18 protein-coding genes are annotated in these 14,546 nt (G+C 60.7%); 9 read left to right on the forward strand and 9 right to left on the reverse strand.

All coding sequences use genetic code 11. The features are described 5' to 3' along the window. Positions 1–18 precede the first annotated feature (18 nt). On the forward strand, positions 19–1,329 hold the full coding sequence (locus ACHPFG_RS01055; protein ID WP_431701368.1) for an MFS transporter: 1,311 nt from the start codon (positions 19–21) through the stop codon (positions 1,327–1,329). 225 nt (positions 1,330–1,554) lie between these two features. Here ACHPFG_RS01055 and ACHPFG_RS01060 read toward each other — a convergent pair whose 3' ends face one another. From ACHPFG_RS01060 to trpB, 3 genes are all read right to left on the reverse strand, one after another. Then, positions 1,555–1,995 carry an anti-virulence regulator CigR family protein gene (locus ACHPFG_RS01060; RefSeq protein WP_131699605.1) on the reverse strand — a complete coding sequence of 147 codons (441 nt, stop codon included), beginning with the start codon at positions 1,993–1,995 and terminating at the stop codon, positions 1,555–1,557. A 135-nt stretch (positions 1,996–2,130) separates the two neighbouring features. Then, the gene (trpA, locus tag ACHPFG_RS01065) at positions 2,131–2,940 is read right to left on the reverse strand and encodes a tryptophan synthase subunit alpha (protein ID WP_431701369.1); all 810 of its coding nucleotides are present in this window, start codon (positions 2,938–2,940) and stop codon (positions 2,131–2,133) included. After that, a complete protein-coding gene (trpB, locus tag ACHPFG_RS01070) occupies positions 2,941–4,167 on the reverse strand; it encodes a tryptophan synthase subunit beta (protein ID WP_431701370.1) in 1,227 nt (408 codons plus the stop codon). Between the two features lie 110 nt (positions 4,168–4,277). On the opposite strand from trpB, the gene ACHPFG_RS01075 reads away from it, so the two are divergent. Continuing rightward, positions 4,278–5,174 (forward strand): LysR family transcriptional regulator, encoded by an 897-nt coding sequence (locus ACHPFG_RS01075; RefSeq protein WP_431701371.1) that lies wholly within the window; start codon positions 4,278–4,280, stop codon positions 5,172–5,174. A gap of 8 nt (positions 5,175–5,182) precedes the next feature. Here the strand turns inward: ACHPFG_RS01075 and ACHPFG_RS01080 are convergent, their stop codons facing one another. Next, positions 5,183–5,509, reverse strand: a complete 327-nt coding sequence (locus ACHPFG_RS01080) for a DUF883 family protein (RefSeq protein ID WP_003170746.1) — start codon at positions 5,507–5,509, stop codon at positions 5,183–5,185. Between the two features lie 156 nt (positions 5,510–5,665). Here ACHPFG_RS01080 and ACHPFG_RS01085 point away from each other — a divergent pair, with 156 nt between their 5' ends. Both ACHPFG_RS01085 and ACHPFG_RS01090 read left to right on the forward strand, forming a co-directional pair. After that, positions 5,666–5,881, forward strand: coding sequence for a dodecin (locus tag ACHPFG_RS01085; RefSeq protein WP_027608132.1), 216 nt, complete (start codon positions 5,666–5,668; stop codon positions 5,879–5,881). 115 nt (positions 5,882–5,996) lie between these two features. Beyond that, complete coding sequence (locus ACHPFG_RS01090; RefSeq protein ID WP_131699601.1) at positions 5,997–6,221, forward strand: DUF1161 domain-containing protein; 225 nt, start codon at positions 5,997–5,999, stop codon at positions 6,219–6,221. A gap of 59 nt (positions 6,222–6,280) precedes the next feature. Here ACHPFG_RS01090 and ACHPFG_RS01095 read toward each other — a convergent pair whose 3' ends face one another. Beyond that, positions 6,281–7,282 carry an LLM class flavin-dependent oxidoreductase gene (locus ACHPFG_RS01095; RefSeq protein WP_145338362.1) on the reverse strand — a complete coding sequence of 334 codons (1,002 nt, stop codon included), beginning with the start codon at positions 7,280–7,282 and terminating at the stop codon, positions 6,281–6,283. A 215-nt stretch (positions 7,283–7,497) separates the two neighbouring features. On the opposite strand from ACHPFG_RS01095, the gene ACHPFG_RS01100 reads away from it, so the two are divergent. Both ACHPFG_RS01100 and ACHPFG_RS01105 read left to right on the forward strand, forming a co-directional pair. After that, the gene (locus ACHPFG_RS01100) at positions 7,498–7,929 is read left to right on the forward strand and encodes an OsmC family protein (RefSeq protein WP_141156381.1); all 432 of its coding nucleotides are present in this window, start codon (positions 7,498–7,500) and stop codon (positions 7,927–7,929) included. 207 nt (positions 7,930–8,136) lie between these two features. Next, positions 8,137–8,376 (forward strand): DUF1161 domain-containing protein, encoded by a 240-nt coding sequence (locus ACHPFG_RS01105; RefSeq protein ID WP_017734725.1) that lies wholly within the window; start codon positions 8,137–8,139, stop codon positions 8,374–8,376. On the opposite strand, the gene ACHPFG_RS01110 is transcribed toward ACHPFG_RS01105, so the two are convergent. Then, positions 8,377–8,799, reverse strand: coding sequence for a hypothetical protein (locus ACHPFG_RS01110; RefSeq protein ID WP_145338361.1), 423 nt, complete (start codon positions 8,797–8,799; stop codon positions 8,377–8,379). It abuts the gene before it with no gap. 110 nt (positions 8,800–8,909) lie between these two features. Between ACHPFG_RS01110 and ACHPFG_RS01115 the strand changes: the two genes are divergently transcribed. Next, positions 8,910–9,953, forward strand: coding sequence for an aminopeptidase (locus ACHPFG_RS01115; protein ID WP_431701372.1), 1,044 nt, complete (start codon positions 8,910–8,912; stop codon positions 9,951–9,953). A gap of 33 nt (positions 9,954–9,986) precedes the next feature. On the opposite strand, the gene ACHPFG_RS01120 is transcribed toward ACHPFG_RS01115, so the two are convergent. Then, the gene (locus ACHPFG_RS01120; protein WP_431701373.1) at positions 9,987–10,646 is read right to left on the reverse strand and encodes an HAD family hydrolase; all 660 of its coding nucleotides are present in this window, start codon (positions 10,644–10,646) and stop codon (positions 9,987–9,989) included. Then, positions 10,643–11,185 (reverse strand): gamma carbonic anhydrase family protein, encoded by a 543-nt coding sequence (locus ACHPFG_RS01125; RefSeq protein WP_027608127.1) that lies wholly within the window; start codon positions 11,183–11,185, stop codon positions 10,643–10,645. Before ACHPFG_RS01125 ends, ACHPFG_RS01120 begins: the two co-directional genes overlap by 4 nt. A gap of 54 nt (positions 11,186–11,239) precedes the next feature. On the opposite strand from ACHPFG_RS01125, the gene prlC reads away from it, so the two are divergent. Beyond that, positions 11,240–13,339: an oligopeptidase A gene (gene prlC, locus ACHPFG_RS01130; RefSeq protein WP_174556988.1), complete on the forward strand. Its 2,100-nt coding sequence runs from the start codon at positions 11,240–11,242 to the stop codon at positions 13,337–13,339. After that, the gene (locus tag ACHPFG_RS01135; protein WP_027608125.1) at positions 13,336–13,608 is read left to right on the forward strand and encodes a YheV family putative zinc ribbon protein; all 273 of its coding nucleotides are present in this window, start codon (positions 13,336–13,338) and stop codon (positions 13,606–13,608) included. The genes prlC and ACHPFG_RS01135 overlap by 4 nt, the downstream gene beginning before the upstream one ends. A gap of 25 nt (positions 13,609–13,633) precedes the next feature. Here ACHPFG_RS01135 and ACHPFG_RS01140 read toward each other — a convergent pair whose 3' ends face one another. Continuing rightward, entirely contained in the window at positions 13,634–14,317 is a 684-nt protein-coding gene (locus ACHPFG_RS01140; protein WP_431701374.1) for a tyrosine-protein phosphatase, read from the reverse strand. Positions 14,318–14,546 lie beyond the last annotated feature (229 nt).

The raw sequence follows: 14,546 nt of genomic DNA on the forward strand, positions 1-14,546 counted from the left end.
TAAGAATAGGCACCTACCATGCAACCTGAATCCTTGAGCGGGCAGGCTTCTTTAGTCACGCCTACCCGAAAGCGCTACTTCATCATGGTGTTGCTGTTTATCACCGTCGTGATCAACTACCTCGACCGCAGCAACCTGTCGATTGCCGCCCCGGCGCTGACCAGCGAGTTGGGCATCGATCCGGTACATGTCGGGCTGATTTTCTCGGCGTTCGGCTGGACTTACGCCGCCATGCAGATTCCCGGCGGCTGGCTGGTGGATCGGGTGCCGCCGCGCATCCTCTACACTGCCGCCCTGTTGCTCTGGTCCATCGCCACCGTGATGCTCGGTTTTGCCGCCAGCTTCATTGCGCTGTTTGTGCTGCGCATGGCGGTAGGCGCCCTGGAAGCACCGGCCTACCCTATCAACAGCCGCGTGGTCACCAGTTGGTTTCCCGAGCGTGAGCGCGCCACGGCCATTGGCTTCTACACCTCCGGGCAGTTTGTCGGCTTGGCGTTCCTGACGCCGGTCCTGGCCTGGTTGCAGCATCATTACGGCTGGCACATGGTGTTTGTCGTCACTGGCGGAGTGGGCATTCTGTGGGCGGCGATCTGGTATGCCGTGTATCGCGAGCCCCGGGACTTCAAAGGCGTCAACGCAGCCGAAATCGAGTTGATCCGCGAAGGTGGCGGTCTGGTGGACCTCAGTGCACAAACGGGTAAGACCAAGGCGCCATTCAGCTGGGTCGACCTGGGCATTGTCCTGAGCAAGCGCAAATTGTGGGGCATCTACCTGGGGCAGTTCTGCCTGAACTCCACGTTGTGGTTCTTCCTGACATGGTTCCCGACCTACCTGGTGAAATACCGCGGAATGGACTTCATCAAGTCCGGCATGCTCGCATCACTGCCCTTCCTCGCGGCCTTCGTCGGCGTGTTGTGCTCGGGGTTGTTTTCCGACTGGCTGATCCGTCGCGGTGCCTCGGTGGGGTTCGCCCGCAAGTTGCCGATCATCAGCGGCCTGCTGATCTCTACGGCGATCATTGGCGCCAACTTCGTCGAATCGACACCGTTGGTCATCGCCTTCCTGGCCTTGGCGTTCTTCGGCAACGGCCTGGCCTCAATCACGTGGTCGCTGGTTTCGACCCTTGCCCCTGCACGTCTGCTGGGACTGACCGGCGGAGTGTTCAACTTCATCGGCAACCTGGCGGCGATTACCACGCCAATCGTTATCGGTTTCCTGGCCAGTGGCGATTCGTTTGCGCCGGCGATTACCTATATCGCGGTACTGGCATTGCTTGGGGCGCTTTCTTACATATTGCTCGTAGGTAAAGTTGAACGCATCGAGCTTTAAGCCGGTAGCGGGAAGATTGCTTTCTGGAGACTGACCTCTAATGGCGAGCAGACTTCCCGTGGCGAGCGGGCTTGCCCCGCGTTGGGCTGCGGAGCAGACCCATTAAAGCGACTGCGTTTTTTCAGGAAAACAGCGGTGTCAGGTTTTGGGGGCGCTTCGCACCCCAACGCGGGGCAAGCCCGCTTGCCACAGGAAGCTACGTTGCTACAACGTTATTGCGTGGTTTTAGTTGAGTACGCCGTCAAGGATTTCGTAGACGATGCCCGTGCCTACAGCGATCAGTACCACGTCCGGCCCCGAACGGCGCCATTCATAACCTGGATAGACCGGCAGGCGCGCCAGGGCACGGTTGTCCAAGCGCTCGCCGTAGTAGCCATGCGGCAGGGGGCGGCCGCGCACCAGACGCACATTCGGCGGCGGCGGTGCGCCACGGGAGAACTGGCCGTGGTTGTCGCGAATGATCTGGCGTACCGGGCCGAAGTCCTGGGGCGGGCCGCCGCGACGGTCGTCCTGCGGGCCGCGATGGTCGTCGCCACGTTGCTCGTGCTGGCCTTGCGGGCCGCCACGATCGTCACCCCGCGGGTCAGGCGGCGCGGCTTGCACCAGGGCGCTGGCGCCAAGTACCAGCACACCAAGACCTGCAATCACGGATTTAGGCATTTTCATCGGGTATTCCTCAGGGCACACATACAAAAAAGGGATCTCGAACGCGGTTCGAAATCCCTTGGTCTTGCTGTTTAGGCCGTGATTGCGCGCGTTGATTCCTCTGTATCAGGAACTTTACCTCTCGCTACATGGCGCTTACTTACGGGCGTTGCGCACACCTTCCGACAGCGCCGCGCACAGGCTCAATACGCCATCGATCGCTTGTTGATCGTTACTGGCATTGGCGATGTGATCGATCAGGGCCGAACCGACCACCACGCCATCGGCCAGGCGCGCGATGGCCGCCGCTTGTTCCGGTGTGCGGATACCAAAACCGATGCTGATCGGCAGGTCGGTATGCCGACGCAGGCGGGTCACGGCTTCTTCGACGTGTTCCAGGGTAGCGGCGCCGGCACCGGTCACACCGGCCACGGATACGTAGTACACAAACCCGGAACTGCCGTTGAGCACGGTCGGCAGGCGCACGTCATCGGTGGTCGGCGTGGTCAGGCGGATAAAGTCGATACCTGCGGCCTGGGCCGGGTCGCACAGCTCGCTGTTATGCTCGGGCGGCATGTCGACCACGATCAGGCCGTCGACGCCGGCCTCTTTGGCGTCAGCGATGAACTCAGGCACACCGTATTTGTGGATCGGGTTGAAGTAGCCCATCAACACCAGCGGGGTATCGTTGTTGTCCTTGCGGAACTCACGCACCATCTGCAGGGTTTTCAGCAGGTTCTGCTTGGCTTCCAGCGCACGGATATTGGCCAGTTGAATGGCCGGGCCGTCGGCCATTGGGTCGGTGAAGGGCATGCCCAACTCGATCACATCGGCGCCAGCAGCAGGCAAGCCCTTGAGGATCGCCAGCGAAGTGTCATAGCCCGGGTCGCCGGCAGTGACGAAGGTCACCAGGGCGGCGCGGTTCTGTTCTTTGAGTTGCGCAAAGCGGGTTTGCAGGCGGCTCATTTAGTGTTTCTCCTGCTGAGACTGTTCCATGTGGTGCATCACGGTCTGCATGTCTTTGTCGCCACGGCCGGACAGGTTGACCACCATCAGGTGATCCTTCGGCAGGGTCGGCGCGCGCTTGAACACCTCGGCCAGGGCGTGGGCGCTTTCCAGGGCAGGAATGATCCCTTCCAGGCGGCAGCACTTGTGGAAGGCATCCAGGGCTTCGTGGTCAGTCACCGAGGTGTACTGGACGCGGCCGATATCGTGCAACCAGGCGTGTTCCGGGCCGATGCCTGGGTAGTCGAGGCCGGCGGAAATCGAGTGAGCGTCGATGATCTGGCCGTCGTCGTCCTGCAGCAGGAAGGTCCGGTTGCCGTGCAGCACACCCGGTACGCCGCCGTTGAGGCTGGCGGCGTGCTTGCCGGTCTCGATGCCGTGGCCGGCGGCTTCAACGCCGATGATCTCGACGCTGGTGTCGTCCAGGAACGGATGGAACAGACCCATGGCGTTGGAACCACCGCCGATGCATGCCACCAGGCTGTCCGGCAGGCGGCCTTCCTGAGCTTGCAGCTGGGTGCGGGTTTCCTTGCCGATCACGGCCTGGAAGTCACGCACCATCGCTGGGTACGGGTGTGGGCCGGCCACGGTGCCGATCAGATAAAAGGTGTCGTCGACGTTGGTCACCCAGTCGCGCAGGGCTTCGTTCATCGCGTCCTTGAGGGTGCCGGTGCCGGCGATCACCGGGATCACTTCAGCGCCCAGCAGCTTCATGCGGAACACGTTGGCCTGTTGGCGCTCGATGTCGGTGGTGCCCATGTAGATCACGCATTGCAGGCCGAAACGCGCGGCCACGGTAGCGGTCGCCACACCGTGCATGCCGGCGCCGGTCTCGGCGATGATGCGTTTTTTGCCCATGCGCCGCGCCAGCAGGATCTGGCCGATGCAGTTGTTGATCTTGTGCGCGCCGGTGTGGTTCAGCTCTTCGCGCTTGAGGTAGATCTTGGCACCGCCGCAGAATTCGGTCAGGCGCTCGGCGAAATACAGCGGGCTTGGGCGGCCGACGTAGTCACGCTGGAAGTAGGCCAATTCTTCGTTGAACGCCGGATCGATCTTGGCCGCTTCGTATTCGCGGGCCAGTTCGAGGATCAACGGCATCAGGGTTTCGGCGACGTAGCGGCCGCCGAACGCGCCAAACAGGCCGTTGGCGTCAGGGCCGTTGCGCAGATCGGTCTGGGACTGAGTCATGGGACGCTCCAGGTAGGAATTTGTGTGAGAAGCAATGACGGCCACTCTACCCCTCACATCCAGCGCTGAAAACCGATAAGATCGCTGCAACCTGTCAGGAAAACTCACAGATGAGCCGAGACCTCCCACCCCTCAATGCCCTGCGCGCCTTTGAAGCCACCGCACGCCTGAACAGCGTCAGCCAGGCTGCCGAGCAACTGCACGTGACCCACGGCGCGGTCAGCCGCCAATTGAAGGTGCTGGAAGAGCATTTGGGTGTCAGCTTGTTCATCAAGGATGGACGCGGCATTAAACTCACAGATGCAGGTGTGCGGTTGCGAGATGCCAGCGCCGAGGCGTTCGAGCGCTTGCGCGACGTCTGCGCCGAACTCACCCAGGCCAGCGCTGATGCGCCGTTCGTGCTCGGTTGTTCGGGCAGCCTGCTGGCGCGCTGGTTGATCCCGCGCCTGGGTCGCTTGAATGCCGACCTGCCGGACCTGCGCCTGCACCTGTCGGCGGGTGACGGCGACCTCGACCCCCGACGCCCGGGTCTCGATGCCCTGCTGGTCTTCGCCGAACCACCGTGGCCGGCGGATATGCAGGTGTATGAGCTGGCGAGCGAGTGTATCGGGCCGGTGATGAGCCCGCGTTTTGCCGGGTACGAACGCCTGCGCCAGGCGCCGCCGCACGCCTTGTGTGGGGAAGCCTTGTTGCACACCACTTCACGCCCGCAAGCCTGGCCCAGTTGGGCGCAACAGCACGGCATCAAGCCCGGCGCGTTGAAACACGGCCAAGGTTTTGAGCATTTGTATTATTTGCTGGAGGCGGCGGTGGCGGGGTTGGGCGTGGCGATTGCGCCGCAGCCGCTGGTGGCAGAGGACCTGCGCGCGGGTCGCCTGCTGGCGCCGTGGGGTTTCAGTGAAACCCCGGCGCACCTGGCGTTGTGGCTACCCAAGCGCGCCGCAGACGGGCGCGCGAGTCAGTTGGCGCACTGGCTCAAGGCTGAGCTGGCGCGCCAGCCGGTGTAGCCGGTCAATCAGTCACCGCGTTTGCACAACAGGTAAGCCGCCAGCAGGCCCAACGCGCCAACGGCGACGCCGGCGGTAGTCCATGGGTGCTCTTGTGCGTAGTCCCGGGTGGCAACACCGGTTTCACGGATTTTGACTTTGCTTTCTTCGTAGGCGTCGCTGATCAGGTGACGAGAGTGCTTGAGGGCATTCTCGGCATTGCTTTTCAGGGCCTTCAGCGTTTTGCGCGACTCATCGGACGCATCGTCCTTGAGGCTCTCAAGGGACTTGAGCAGGCTCGAAATCTCGGCTTCCATGCTTTCCAGCGACGCTTTGCGTAAAGAAGTGTTGGCCATTTGGAATCTCCTGAAGTGATTGAGTGGCGTGTGTAGATACCGACTGCGGCCGTTTCAGAAAGTGCAGTAAATCTGAACTTTCAGGTAGGAACGGTCGCCAGAAGCAGTATGAACAATGACTGCTAGGCTTTATTGACGACCCTCAGGAGAAACACCATGTCTGATCATCACACCTACAAGAAAGTGGAATTGGTAGGTTCGTCCACCACCAGCATCGAAGACGCAATCAACAATGCCCTGGCCGAAGCCAACAAGAGCATCAAGCACTTGGAATGGTTTGAGGTGACGGAAACCCGTGGTCATATCAAGGACGGCAAGGTCGCGCACTATCAGGTTACGCTCAAGGTGGGGTTCCGAATTGCCAGTAGTTGATCGCGTCGGTTGAACTTGCCGGCTGGCCGATTGCCATAACTTGCGCTACAAACAATGGGTGCCGATGCCAGCAGCGTCGGCACGCTCGTTTCAATCAGCGCAAGGAAAGTGACGGATGAAGAAGCTCCTGTTAGCGGTAGGTTTGTTGAGCATTGCGGGCACGGCCCTGGCGGCGGGCAAGCCTTGTGAAGAGCTGAAAAGCGAAATTGCAGCGAAAATCGACGCCAAGGGCGCTTCGGGTTATTCGCTGGAAGTCGTGGATAAAGGCACCTCGACCGACGCTAAAGTGGTCGGTACCTGTGAAGGTGGTACCAAGGAAATCGTCTACAAGCGCGGTTAATTCCGTGTGGCAGACATAAAAAACCGACGCGGGTGCGTCGGTTTTTTTTCGTCGCGGGTTTAGCCCTTCATCAACTGCGCCAGCAGCTCGTAGGAATGAATCCGGTCGGCGTGCTCGTACAGGTCGCAGGTAAAGATCAATTCGTCCGCGCCGGTCTGTTCGATCAACACTTCCAGCTTGGCGCGGATCTTCGCCGGGCTACCCACCATCGCCAGGCCAAGGAAGCTGCCGACCGCGTCTTTTTCATGGGGCAGCCACAGGCCGTCCATGGTTTTCACCGGTGGGCGCTGCACCAGGCTCTGCCCGCGCATCAAGGCGAGGATGCGTTGGTACACCGAGGTGGCCAGGAAGTCGGCGTGCTCATCGGTGTCGGCCGCCACCAGCGGAATGCCGAGCATCACGTAAGGCTTGTCCAGCACAGCCGAAGGCTTGAAGTGATTGCGGTACACGCGAATCGCCTCGTGCATCAAACGCGGTGCGAAATGGGAGGCGAAGGCGTAGGGCAAACCGCGTTCGCCCGCCAGCTGCGCGCTGAACAGGCTGGAACCCAGCAGCCACACCGGTACGTTGGTGCCGGTGCCGGGCACCGCAATCACCCGTTGGTCCGGTGTGCGTGGCCCGAGGTAGGCCATCAGCTCGGCCACGTCTTCCGGGAAGTCATCCGCGCTGCCGGAGCGCTCGCGGCGCAGAGCGCGAGCGGTCATCTGGTCGGAGCCGGGCGCGCGGCCCAGGCCCAGGTCGATACGCCCGGGGTAGAGGCTTTCCAGGGTGCCGAACTGCTCGGCGATTACCAGCGGTGCATGGTTGGGCAGCATCACGCCGCCGGAGCCGACGCGAATCGTCGAGGTACCTCCGGCCAGGTAACCCAGCAATACCGAGGTGGCCGAGCTGGCGATGCCATCCATATTGTGGTGTTCCGCCACCCAGAAACGGTGGTAGCCGAACTTTTCCACATGTTGGGCCAAATCCAGGGAATTGCGCAGCGACTGCGCCGGGCTGCCGTTGGCGCGCACCGGCACGAGGTCGAGGGTCGAGAACTTTACGTCGGACAGCGATTTCATAAGCCTGCTTCTCCAAAGGGGGCGCAGGCTTTTTAGACGAACCAAAACCTGCCGCTTCATGTGCATGCTCTATGCAATGAGGGCATATACCCGAGATTCAATAGCGGCAATGAAATTTCCTACTTAATCGCTAGGTTTCTCTTACAAATGAACTTTGCCTTGGCGTCTATCCTCAGAACCTTACCGACGCAAAACCACCGTTCGAGGAGAAAGCTATGAGTATCGTTAAAAAGGCATCCGCGCATTGGGAAGGTGATCTGAAGACTGGCCTGGGCTCCATTTCCACCGAAACCGGCGTGCTGCGCGAAGCACCCTACGGCTTCAAGGCCCGTTTCGAAGGCGGCAAGGGCACCAACCCCGAAGAATTGATCGGCGCGGCCCACGCCGGCTGTTTCTCCATGGCCTTTTCCATGATTCTGGGCGACGCCGGGCTCAAGGCTGACAGCATCGACACCCAGGCCGAAGTGACCCTCGACCAGGTCGAGGGTGGCTTCGCGATCACCGCCGTGCACTTGGTGCTAAAGGCCAAGATCCCAGGCGCCAGCCAGGCGCAGTTCGATGAATTGAGCAAGAAGGCCAAGGAAGGGTGCCCGGTGTCCAAGGTGCTGAATGCCAAGATCAGCCTGGATGCCACGCTGGTCAGCTGACACTGCAGGTCCACTGTGGGAGGGGGCTTGCTCCCGATAGCGGTCTATCAGTAACCGAGATGTTGACTGATGCACCGCTATCGGGAGCAAGCCCCCTCCCACATTTTGTTCTGCGTTAAATCAGAACTCGTGTTTCCCGAATGTGGTCCTATAGCTTATGCAGCCTTAGGCGCACATCCGTGCGCATGCATTCAGGGAGCTTCACACATGAAACGTTTTGCCTTGGCGATCATCTGCGGTGTGTTGGCCACATCGGCTGTGGCCGCACCAAAAGACTGCGAAGAGCTCAGGAAAGAGATTGAGGTCAAGATCCAGGCGAACGCCGTTCCGTCCTACACCTTGGAAATTGTGAGTAAGGAAGAAGCTGACAAGCACGACGTCGCCATGGTCGTCGGCAGCTGTGAGAACGGTACCAAAGCCATCATCTATCAGAAGAACAACGACTGATCAGAGACAGTTGACGCTGCGTTCTTCTGCCAGCAATTGGCGAGCGGCGTTATACAGCCGGATATTCGGCGTGAAGGCCAATGAGCGCCCTTCCAGGCGATAGCGTTGGCCAGCCTCGAAATGGTCGTACTGCAGGGTGATGAAACAGGTGCGGTCGGCGGTTTGCCCAAAGCCATTGAGGCTGCCGCCGGTCGGCACCTCGAAATCAAAGCGCACCATCAGCTCGTGACTGCCCGGTGGCACCTGGAAGTAGCGTCCGTCCGGCAGATTCTTACCATCCAGGCGCTGCGCCATCACCAGCTTGGCTCCCGGCGTCGGCGTAGCAAAATCGACCCAGGCCTGATGTGGGTCGACCGGCGGCAGGGGGGTCGAAGCGCAGGCGCTGAGGAACAGGGCGACGACGGGAAGCAGGAGCTGGCGCATGGCAGGTACTCAACGCGAGGAGAGCTCTGAGTATAAACACGCCACGCCGTGGAAAAATCCCCTTCAGGCGCGATAGTCTGGCGAACAAATCACCCAGGAGCGGTAGGTGCATGGTCAGGCGTTTTCTTCCAGGGTTGATGGTTGTGCTGCTCAGTGGTTGCTCCAGCGTCAGTTACTACAGCCAATTGGCGGACGGCCAGTGGCAGCTGTTGCGGGCTCGGGAGCCGGTTGCCGAGGTCATCGCCGATCCATCAAGGCCGCAGTTGCTGCGTGATCATCTGGCTCAATCACAAAAAGCTCGAACCTTCGCCAGCGAACACCTGCATCTGCCTGACAACCAAAGTTACCGGCTGTATGCCGATATTGGCCGACCTTATGTAGTCTGGAATGTCTTCGCTACGCAGGAATTTTCCCTGGCGCCTCAAACCCATTGCTTCCCCATTGCCGGTTGCGTGGCCTATCGCGGCTATTACCGCCAGGGCGCGGCGCGCGGTGAAGCGGCGTTGTTGCGCCAGCAAGGCATGGACGTGTCGATTGGCGGCGTGGAGGCCTATTCAACCTTGGGTTGGTTCAACGACCCGATCATGAATTCGATGATGAACTGGGGTGACGAACGCCTGGCCACGCTGATCTTCCATGAGCTGGCGCACCAGCGGTTCTACGTGAAGGACGACACCGAATTCAACGAGTCGTTTGCCAGCTTCGTCGAGCAGGAAGGCACCCGCCAGTGGCGCGCGGCCCAGGGCCTGGCGCCGCTTGGCAACTCGACGCGGCAACAGCGGGACCAATTTACCCAACTGATCCTCGATACACGTCAGCGCCTGGAAAAACTCTACGCGCAACCGCTGGCTGCCGAGGCGATGCGCCAGGCCAAGGCGGCCGAATTCGAGGATTTGCGTCGTGCGTACCGGCAGATGCGCGATAGCCAATGGGGTGGAGACAAGCGTTATGACGCCTGGATGAACCTGCCGATGAACAATGCGCGGTTGTTGCCGTTCGGGCTGTATGACCGGTGGGTGCCGGCGTTTGCGGCGTTATTCAGGCAGGAAGGTGGGGATTGGCCGAAGTTCTACGCGGCGGTGGAGAAGATGGGCGAGTTGCCGGTGGTGCAGCGCAAGGCTGCGTTGAGGCAGTTGGAAGGGGTTGATCCGTAGGGCCTCATCGGGGGCTTGCCCCCGATGGCGGTCTCAGGGCCGCTGCAAAAACGCCTGATGCATCTGCGCCAGCGTCTCAAAGTGCCAGGTCGGCGCCTCAGCATTCAACTCTTCGAAACTACCAAACCCATAACCGACGGCCGCCGAATCCAGCCCATTGCTACGCGCCCCGATCAGGTCGTGCTTACGATCACCAATCATCAAGGTGGTGGCCGGGTCCAGGCCTTCTTCGCCGATCAAATGCGCAATCAACTCGACCTTGTTGGTGCGTGTCCCGTCCAGTTCGCTGCCGTAGATCACTTTGAAGTGCCTGGCAAAATCGAAATGCCGCGCGATCTCGCGGGCAAACACCCAGGGCTTGGATGTGGCGACGTACAACTGGCGGCCCTGTTTGCCCAGGTCTTCAAGCAGCGGCATCACGCCGTCGAATACGCGGTTTTCATACAGTCCGGTGACTTTGAAGCGCTCGCGGTAGAAATTCACCGCCTCCCAGGCCTTGGCCTCATCGAAGTCGTAGAACTGCATGAAGGCTTGCAGCAATGGCGGGCCGATGAAGTGTTCGAGTCGGGTCAGGTCGGGTTCGTCGATGCCCAATTTGCCAAGGGCGTACTGGATCGAGCGGGTGATGCCCTCGCGCGGGTCGGTGAGGGTGCCATCCAGGTCGAACAGCACGGTTTGGTAATGGAGGGTCATTGGTCGAATCCTTCAGCCAGGTGCAGGTCTTTGAGCTTCACGTAGTTCGCGGCGCTGTAGGTGAAAAAGGCGCGTTCCTTGTCAGTCAGCGGGCGGATTTGTTTAACCGGGCTGCCGACATACAAAAAACCGCTGTCGAGCTTCTTGCCCGGAGGCACCAGGCTGCCGGCGCCGATGATGACGTCGTCCTCCACCACGGCGCCGTCCATCACGATGCTGCCCATGCCGATCAAAATCCGGTTGCCCACCGTGCAGCCGTGCAGCATGACTTTGTGTGCGATGGTCACGTCATCGCCGATCAGCAAGGGAAAACCGTCCGGATTGAAAGGGCCTGCGTGGGTGATGTGCAGCACGCAGCCGTCCTGCACGCTGGTGCGCGCGCCGATACGGATGCGGTGCATGTCGCCGCGAATCACGGTCAGCGGCCAGACCGAGCTGTCGGTGCCGATTTCGACATCGCCGATCACCACCGCCGAAATATCGACAAAAGCCCCGGCGCCCAGGGTTGGCGTGTGGTTCTGATAGGTGCGAAGGGTCACGATAGCCTCTCTCTTATGTGCTGATAGCTGCGGTGGACGTTGATTGTAATTAAGATGGCCCCATCTTTGTTCTTACATGTTTCTTCAGCCAAGGTGCCAACCGTGAGCGCGAACAACCCTCTTCTGCAGTCCTACGACCTGCCGCCGTTCTCGGCGATCCGTGCCGAGCACGTGCAGCCGGCCATCGAACAGATCCTCGCCGACAACCGTGTTGCCATCGAAGGCATCCTGCAAAGCCAGGGTAAAAATCCGACATGGGCCGGCCTGGTGCTGGCCATGGACGAACTGAATGATCGCCTGGGCGCCGCCTGGAGCCCGGTCAGCCATCTCAATGCCGTATGCAACAGCGCCGAGCTGCGCGAAGCCTACGAGGCGTGCCTGCCGGCATTGAGCGCCTATTCCACCGAGATGGGCCAGAACCGCGCGCTGTTCCAAGCCTTCGAAGCCCTGGCCAACAGCCCGGAAGCCGCCGGTTTCGACGTGGCGCAAAAAACCATCCTTGAACACTCCCTGCGCGACTTCCGCCTCTCGGGTATCGACTTGCCGCCTGAGCAGCAAAAACGTTACGCCGAAGTGCAGAGCAAGCTTTCCGAGCTGGGCAGCAAATTCTCCAACCAACTGCTGGACGCCACCCAGGCGTGGACCAAGCACGTCACCGAGGAAGCCACCCTCGCCGGCCTGACCGATTCGGCCAAGGCGCAGATGGCCGCTGCCGCGCAGGCCAAAGGCCTCGACGGCTGGCTGATCACCCTGGAGTTTCCAAGCTACTACGCGGTCATGACCTACGCCCAGGACCGCGCCCTGCGTGAAGAAATCTACGCGGCCTACTGCACCCGTGCGTCAGACCAAGGCCCGAATGCTGGCCAGAACGATAACGGCCCGGTGATGGAACAGATCCTCGACCTGCGTCAGGAACTGGCCAAGCTTTTGGGTTACGCCTCATTCTCCGAGCTGAGCCTGGCCACCAAGATGGCCGAGTCCAGCGATCAGGTGCTGAGCTTCCTGCGGGACCTGGCCAAGCGCAGCAAGCCGTTCGCTGCCCAGGACCTGCAACAGCTCAAGGCCTACGCCGCCGAACAAGGCTGCGCCGACCTGCAAAGCTGGGACAGCGGTTTCTACGGCGAAAAGCTGCGTGAGCAGCGCTACAGCGTGTCCCAGGAAGCCCTGCGCGCCTACTTCCCGATCGACAAGGTGCTGGGCGGCCTGTTCGCCATTGTGCAGCGTTTGTACGGCATCGAGATTGCCGAGCAAAAAGGCTTCGACACCTGGCACCCGGATGTTCGCCTGTTTGAAATCAAGGAAAACGGCCAGCACGTCGGTCGCTTCTTCTTCGACCTGTACGCCCGCGCCAATAAGCGTGGCGGTGCCTGGATGGACGGCGCACGCGACCGCCGCCGCACCATCGACGGCGTGCTGCAAAGCCCGGTGGCGAACCTGGTGTGCAACTTCACCCCGGCCGACAGCGGCAAGCCTGCCCTGCTGACCCACGATGAAGTGACCACCCTGTTCCACGAATTCGGCCATGGCCTGCATCACCTGCTGACCCGCGTCGAGCATGCCGGTGTGTCCGGTATCAATGGCGTGGCGTGGGATGCGGTGGAATTGCCGAGCCAGTTCATGGAGAACTGGTGCTGGGAGCCGGAAGGCCTGGCGCTGATCTCCGGCCACTATGAAAGCGGCGAGCCACTGCCCCAGGACCTGCTGGAAAAAATGCTCGCGGCGAAGAATTTCCAATCCGGCCTGATGATGGTGCGCCAGTTGGAGTTCTCGCTGTTCGACTTCGAGTTGCATGCCACCCATGGCGATGGCCGCAGCGTGGCCCAGGTGCTCGAAGGCGTGCGCGATGAGGTGTCGGTGATGCGTCCTCCGGCCTACAACCGTTTCCCCAACAGCTTTGCGCACATCTTTGCCGGCGGTTATGCCGCGGGTTACTACAGCTACAAATGGGCCGAAGTGCTGTCGGCGGATGCCTTCTCCAAATTCGAAGAAGATGGCGTGCTCAACGCCGAGACCGGTCGTGCCTTCCGTGAGGCGATCCTGGCGCGTGGCGGTTCCCAGGCGCCGATGGTGCTGTTCGTCGACTTCCGCGGACGCGCCCCGTCGATTGACGCACTCTTGCGCCACAGCGGCCTGAGTGAGGACGCAGCAGCATGAGTGAAGGGCCTGTGATTACCAAAAAGCAATTTATCGCCGGGGCGGTGTGCCCGGCGTGCAGCGAGCCGGACAAGTTGAAGATGTGGACCGAGGACAGCGTGCCGCATCGCGAATGCGTGGCCTGCGGGTATACCGATACCCTGAATGATCAAGGTCTGTCGGTACCCAAGGAATTGGGCACGCGGGTCAATACATCGGCCTTGAAAGCGCCGGATCCGAAGGTGCAGGCGGTGCAGTTTTTCCCTAACCCGAAGCTGAAGAAAGACTGACTCGTCTACCCCCTGGGAGTGCGTCTCAGGGGGTAACCAGCAGTGCGGTTTTTTCCTCGGCGGGCTCGTGATCCTCGCTCGCCGGGTTCAGCCAGCTGTTCATTGAGCACAGGGCAAAGGCGCTGGTGCTGCAATCGCCATTCGCCAAGGCTGTGCGCAACTTGTCGATATCGGCCCTCATCATGTAGCGAACGCCGTCCTTGAAGCCGTTACTGGTGCCGAAACCGCCCAAGGTCATCTCGTTCAACGCATCCTCCTTGCTCCATCCCTGGATCACCACGCGATACATCGCCGCCATCAGGCCGGTGCGATCAGAGCCGTGCTTGCAGTGCATCAGCACCGGGCCGTCAGCTTCCGCTTCCTTGATCGCCCTCAGTGCCGCCAGCACGTCAGAGTCATCCACATGGTTCGTGCGATAACTCAACTGAACCTGACGAATGCCCGGAGCTTTCAGCCAGTTGCTATCGGGCTCGGGCAGGAAGTTGATCACGGTGCCGATCTTGAGCTGTTCCAGCAACGGCGCTGCATTGCTATCCGGCAGTGCGCTGCGATAGAGCGTGGGCGTCATTTGATGCAGGTTGTAGCGGTCGCCCACTGGCTGGGCCCATTCGGGAGAACGAAGGGACGTAGCGTCATCGGCATGCGCAAAAGTGGTGAACAGTGCGATAAACGCCAGTCCAAAGGCCGGCAACCAATGATGCTTGTGCATGGGCGACGTAACCGTATAGGGAATGGGCTGATAGCGCCCAGAGTCAGTCACAGCGGGTCAAGGAGGTGTGAGGTGTCCGTCAAAGAATCGTGAATCCTTAATCTTTAGTCGTTGAAGCGATTCTCTCGATGCTTAGGCTGCTATCATTTGTAACTATTGTTTGCGGCTGCGCTCTATCTCCTTGGATCGCCTGGATCCAATTTGCCGCCGGACAACGCCAAGCCACTCC

The sequence above is a fragment of the Pseudomonas sp. BR20 genome (assembly GCF_050780135.1).
In the GTDB taxonomy this organism is placed as follows: Bacteria; Pseudomonadota; Gammaproteobacteria; order Pseudomonadales; family Pseudomonadaceae; genus Aquipseudomonas.

What these genes read in the sequence shown, in the direction of transcription:
- ACHPFG_RS01095 (WP_145338362.1), bottom strand. Translation starts at nt 7,282, where the DNA reads ATGAAATCGCTGTCCGACGTAAAGTTCTCGACCCTCGACCTCGTGCCG.
- trpB (WP_431701370.1), bottom strand. Translation starts at nt 4,167, where the DNA reads ATGACTCAGTCCCAGACCGATCTGCGCAACGGCCCTGACGCCAACGGC.
- ACHPFG_RS01075 (WP_431701371.1), top strand. Translation starts at nt 4,278, where the DNA reads ATGAGCCGAGACCTCCCACCCCTCAATGCCCTGCGCGCCTTTGAAGCC.
- trpA (WP_431701369.1), bottom strand. Translation starts at nt 2,940, where the DNA reads ATGAGCCGCCTGCAAACCCGCTTTGCGCAACTCAAAGAACAGAACCGC.
- ACHPFG_RS01120 (WP_431701373.1), bottom strand. Translation starts at nt 10,646, where the DNA reads ATGACCCTCCATTACCAAACCGTGCTGTTCGACCTGGATGGCACCCTC.
- ACHPFG_RS01135 (WP_027608125.1), top strand. Translation starts at nt 13,336, where the DNA reads ATGAGTGAAGGGCCTGTGATTACCAAAAAGCAATTTATCGCCGGGGCG.
- ACHPFG_RS01140 (WP_431701374.1), bottom strand. Translation starts at nt 14,317, where the DNA reads ATGCACAAGCATCATTGGTTGCCGGCCTTTGGACTGGCGTTTATCGCA.
- ACHPFG_RS01055 (WP_431701368.1), top strand. Translation starts at nt 19, where the DNA reads ATGCAACCTGAATCCTTGAGCGGGCAGGCTTCTTTAGTCACGCCTACC.
- ACHPFG_RS01115 (WP_431701372.1), top strand. Translation starts at nt 8,910, where the DNA reads ATGGTCAGGCGTTTTCTTCCAGGGTTGATGGTTGTGCTGCTCAGTGGT.
- ACHPFG_RS01090 (WP_131699601.1), top strand. Translation starts at nt 5,997, where the DNA reads ATGAAGAAGCTCCTGTTAGCGGTAGGTTTGTTGAGCATTGCGGGCACG.
- ACHPFG_RS01080 (WP_003170746.1), bottom strand. Translation starts at nt 5,509, where the DNA reads ATGGCCAACACTTCTTTACGCAAAGCGTCGCTGGAAAGCATGGAAGCC.
- ACHPFG_RS01100 (WP_141156381.1), top strand. Translation starts at nt 7,498, where the DNA reads ATGAGTATCGTTAAAAAGGCATCCGCGCATTGGGAAGGTGATCTGAAG.
- ACHPFG_RS01105 (WP_017734725.1), top strand. Translation starts at nt 8,137, where the DNA reads ATGAAACGTTTTGCCTTGGCGATCATCTGCGGTGTGTTGGCCACATCG.
- ACHPFG_RS01085 (WP_027608132.1), top strand. Translation starts at nt 5,666, where the DNA reads ATGTCTGATCATCACACCTACAAGAAAGTGGAATTGGTAGGTTCGTCC.
- prlC (WP_174556988.1), top strand. Translation starts at nt 11,240, where the DNA reads ATGGCCCCATCTTTGTTCTTACATGTTTCTTCAGCCAAGGTGCCAACC.
- ACHPFG_RS01110 (WP_145338361.1), bottom strand. Translation starts at nt 8,799, where the DNA reads ATGCGCCAGCTCCTGCTTCCCGTCGTCGCCCTGTTCCTCAGCGCCTGC.
- ACHPFG_RS01060 (WP_131699605.1), bottom strand. Translation starts at nt 1,995, where the DNA reads ATGAAAATGCCTAAATCCGTGATTGCAGGTCTTGGTGTGCTGGTACTT.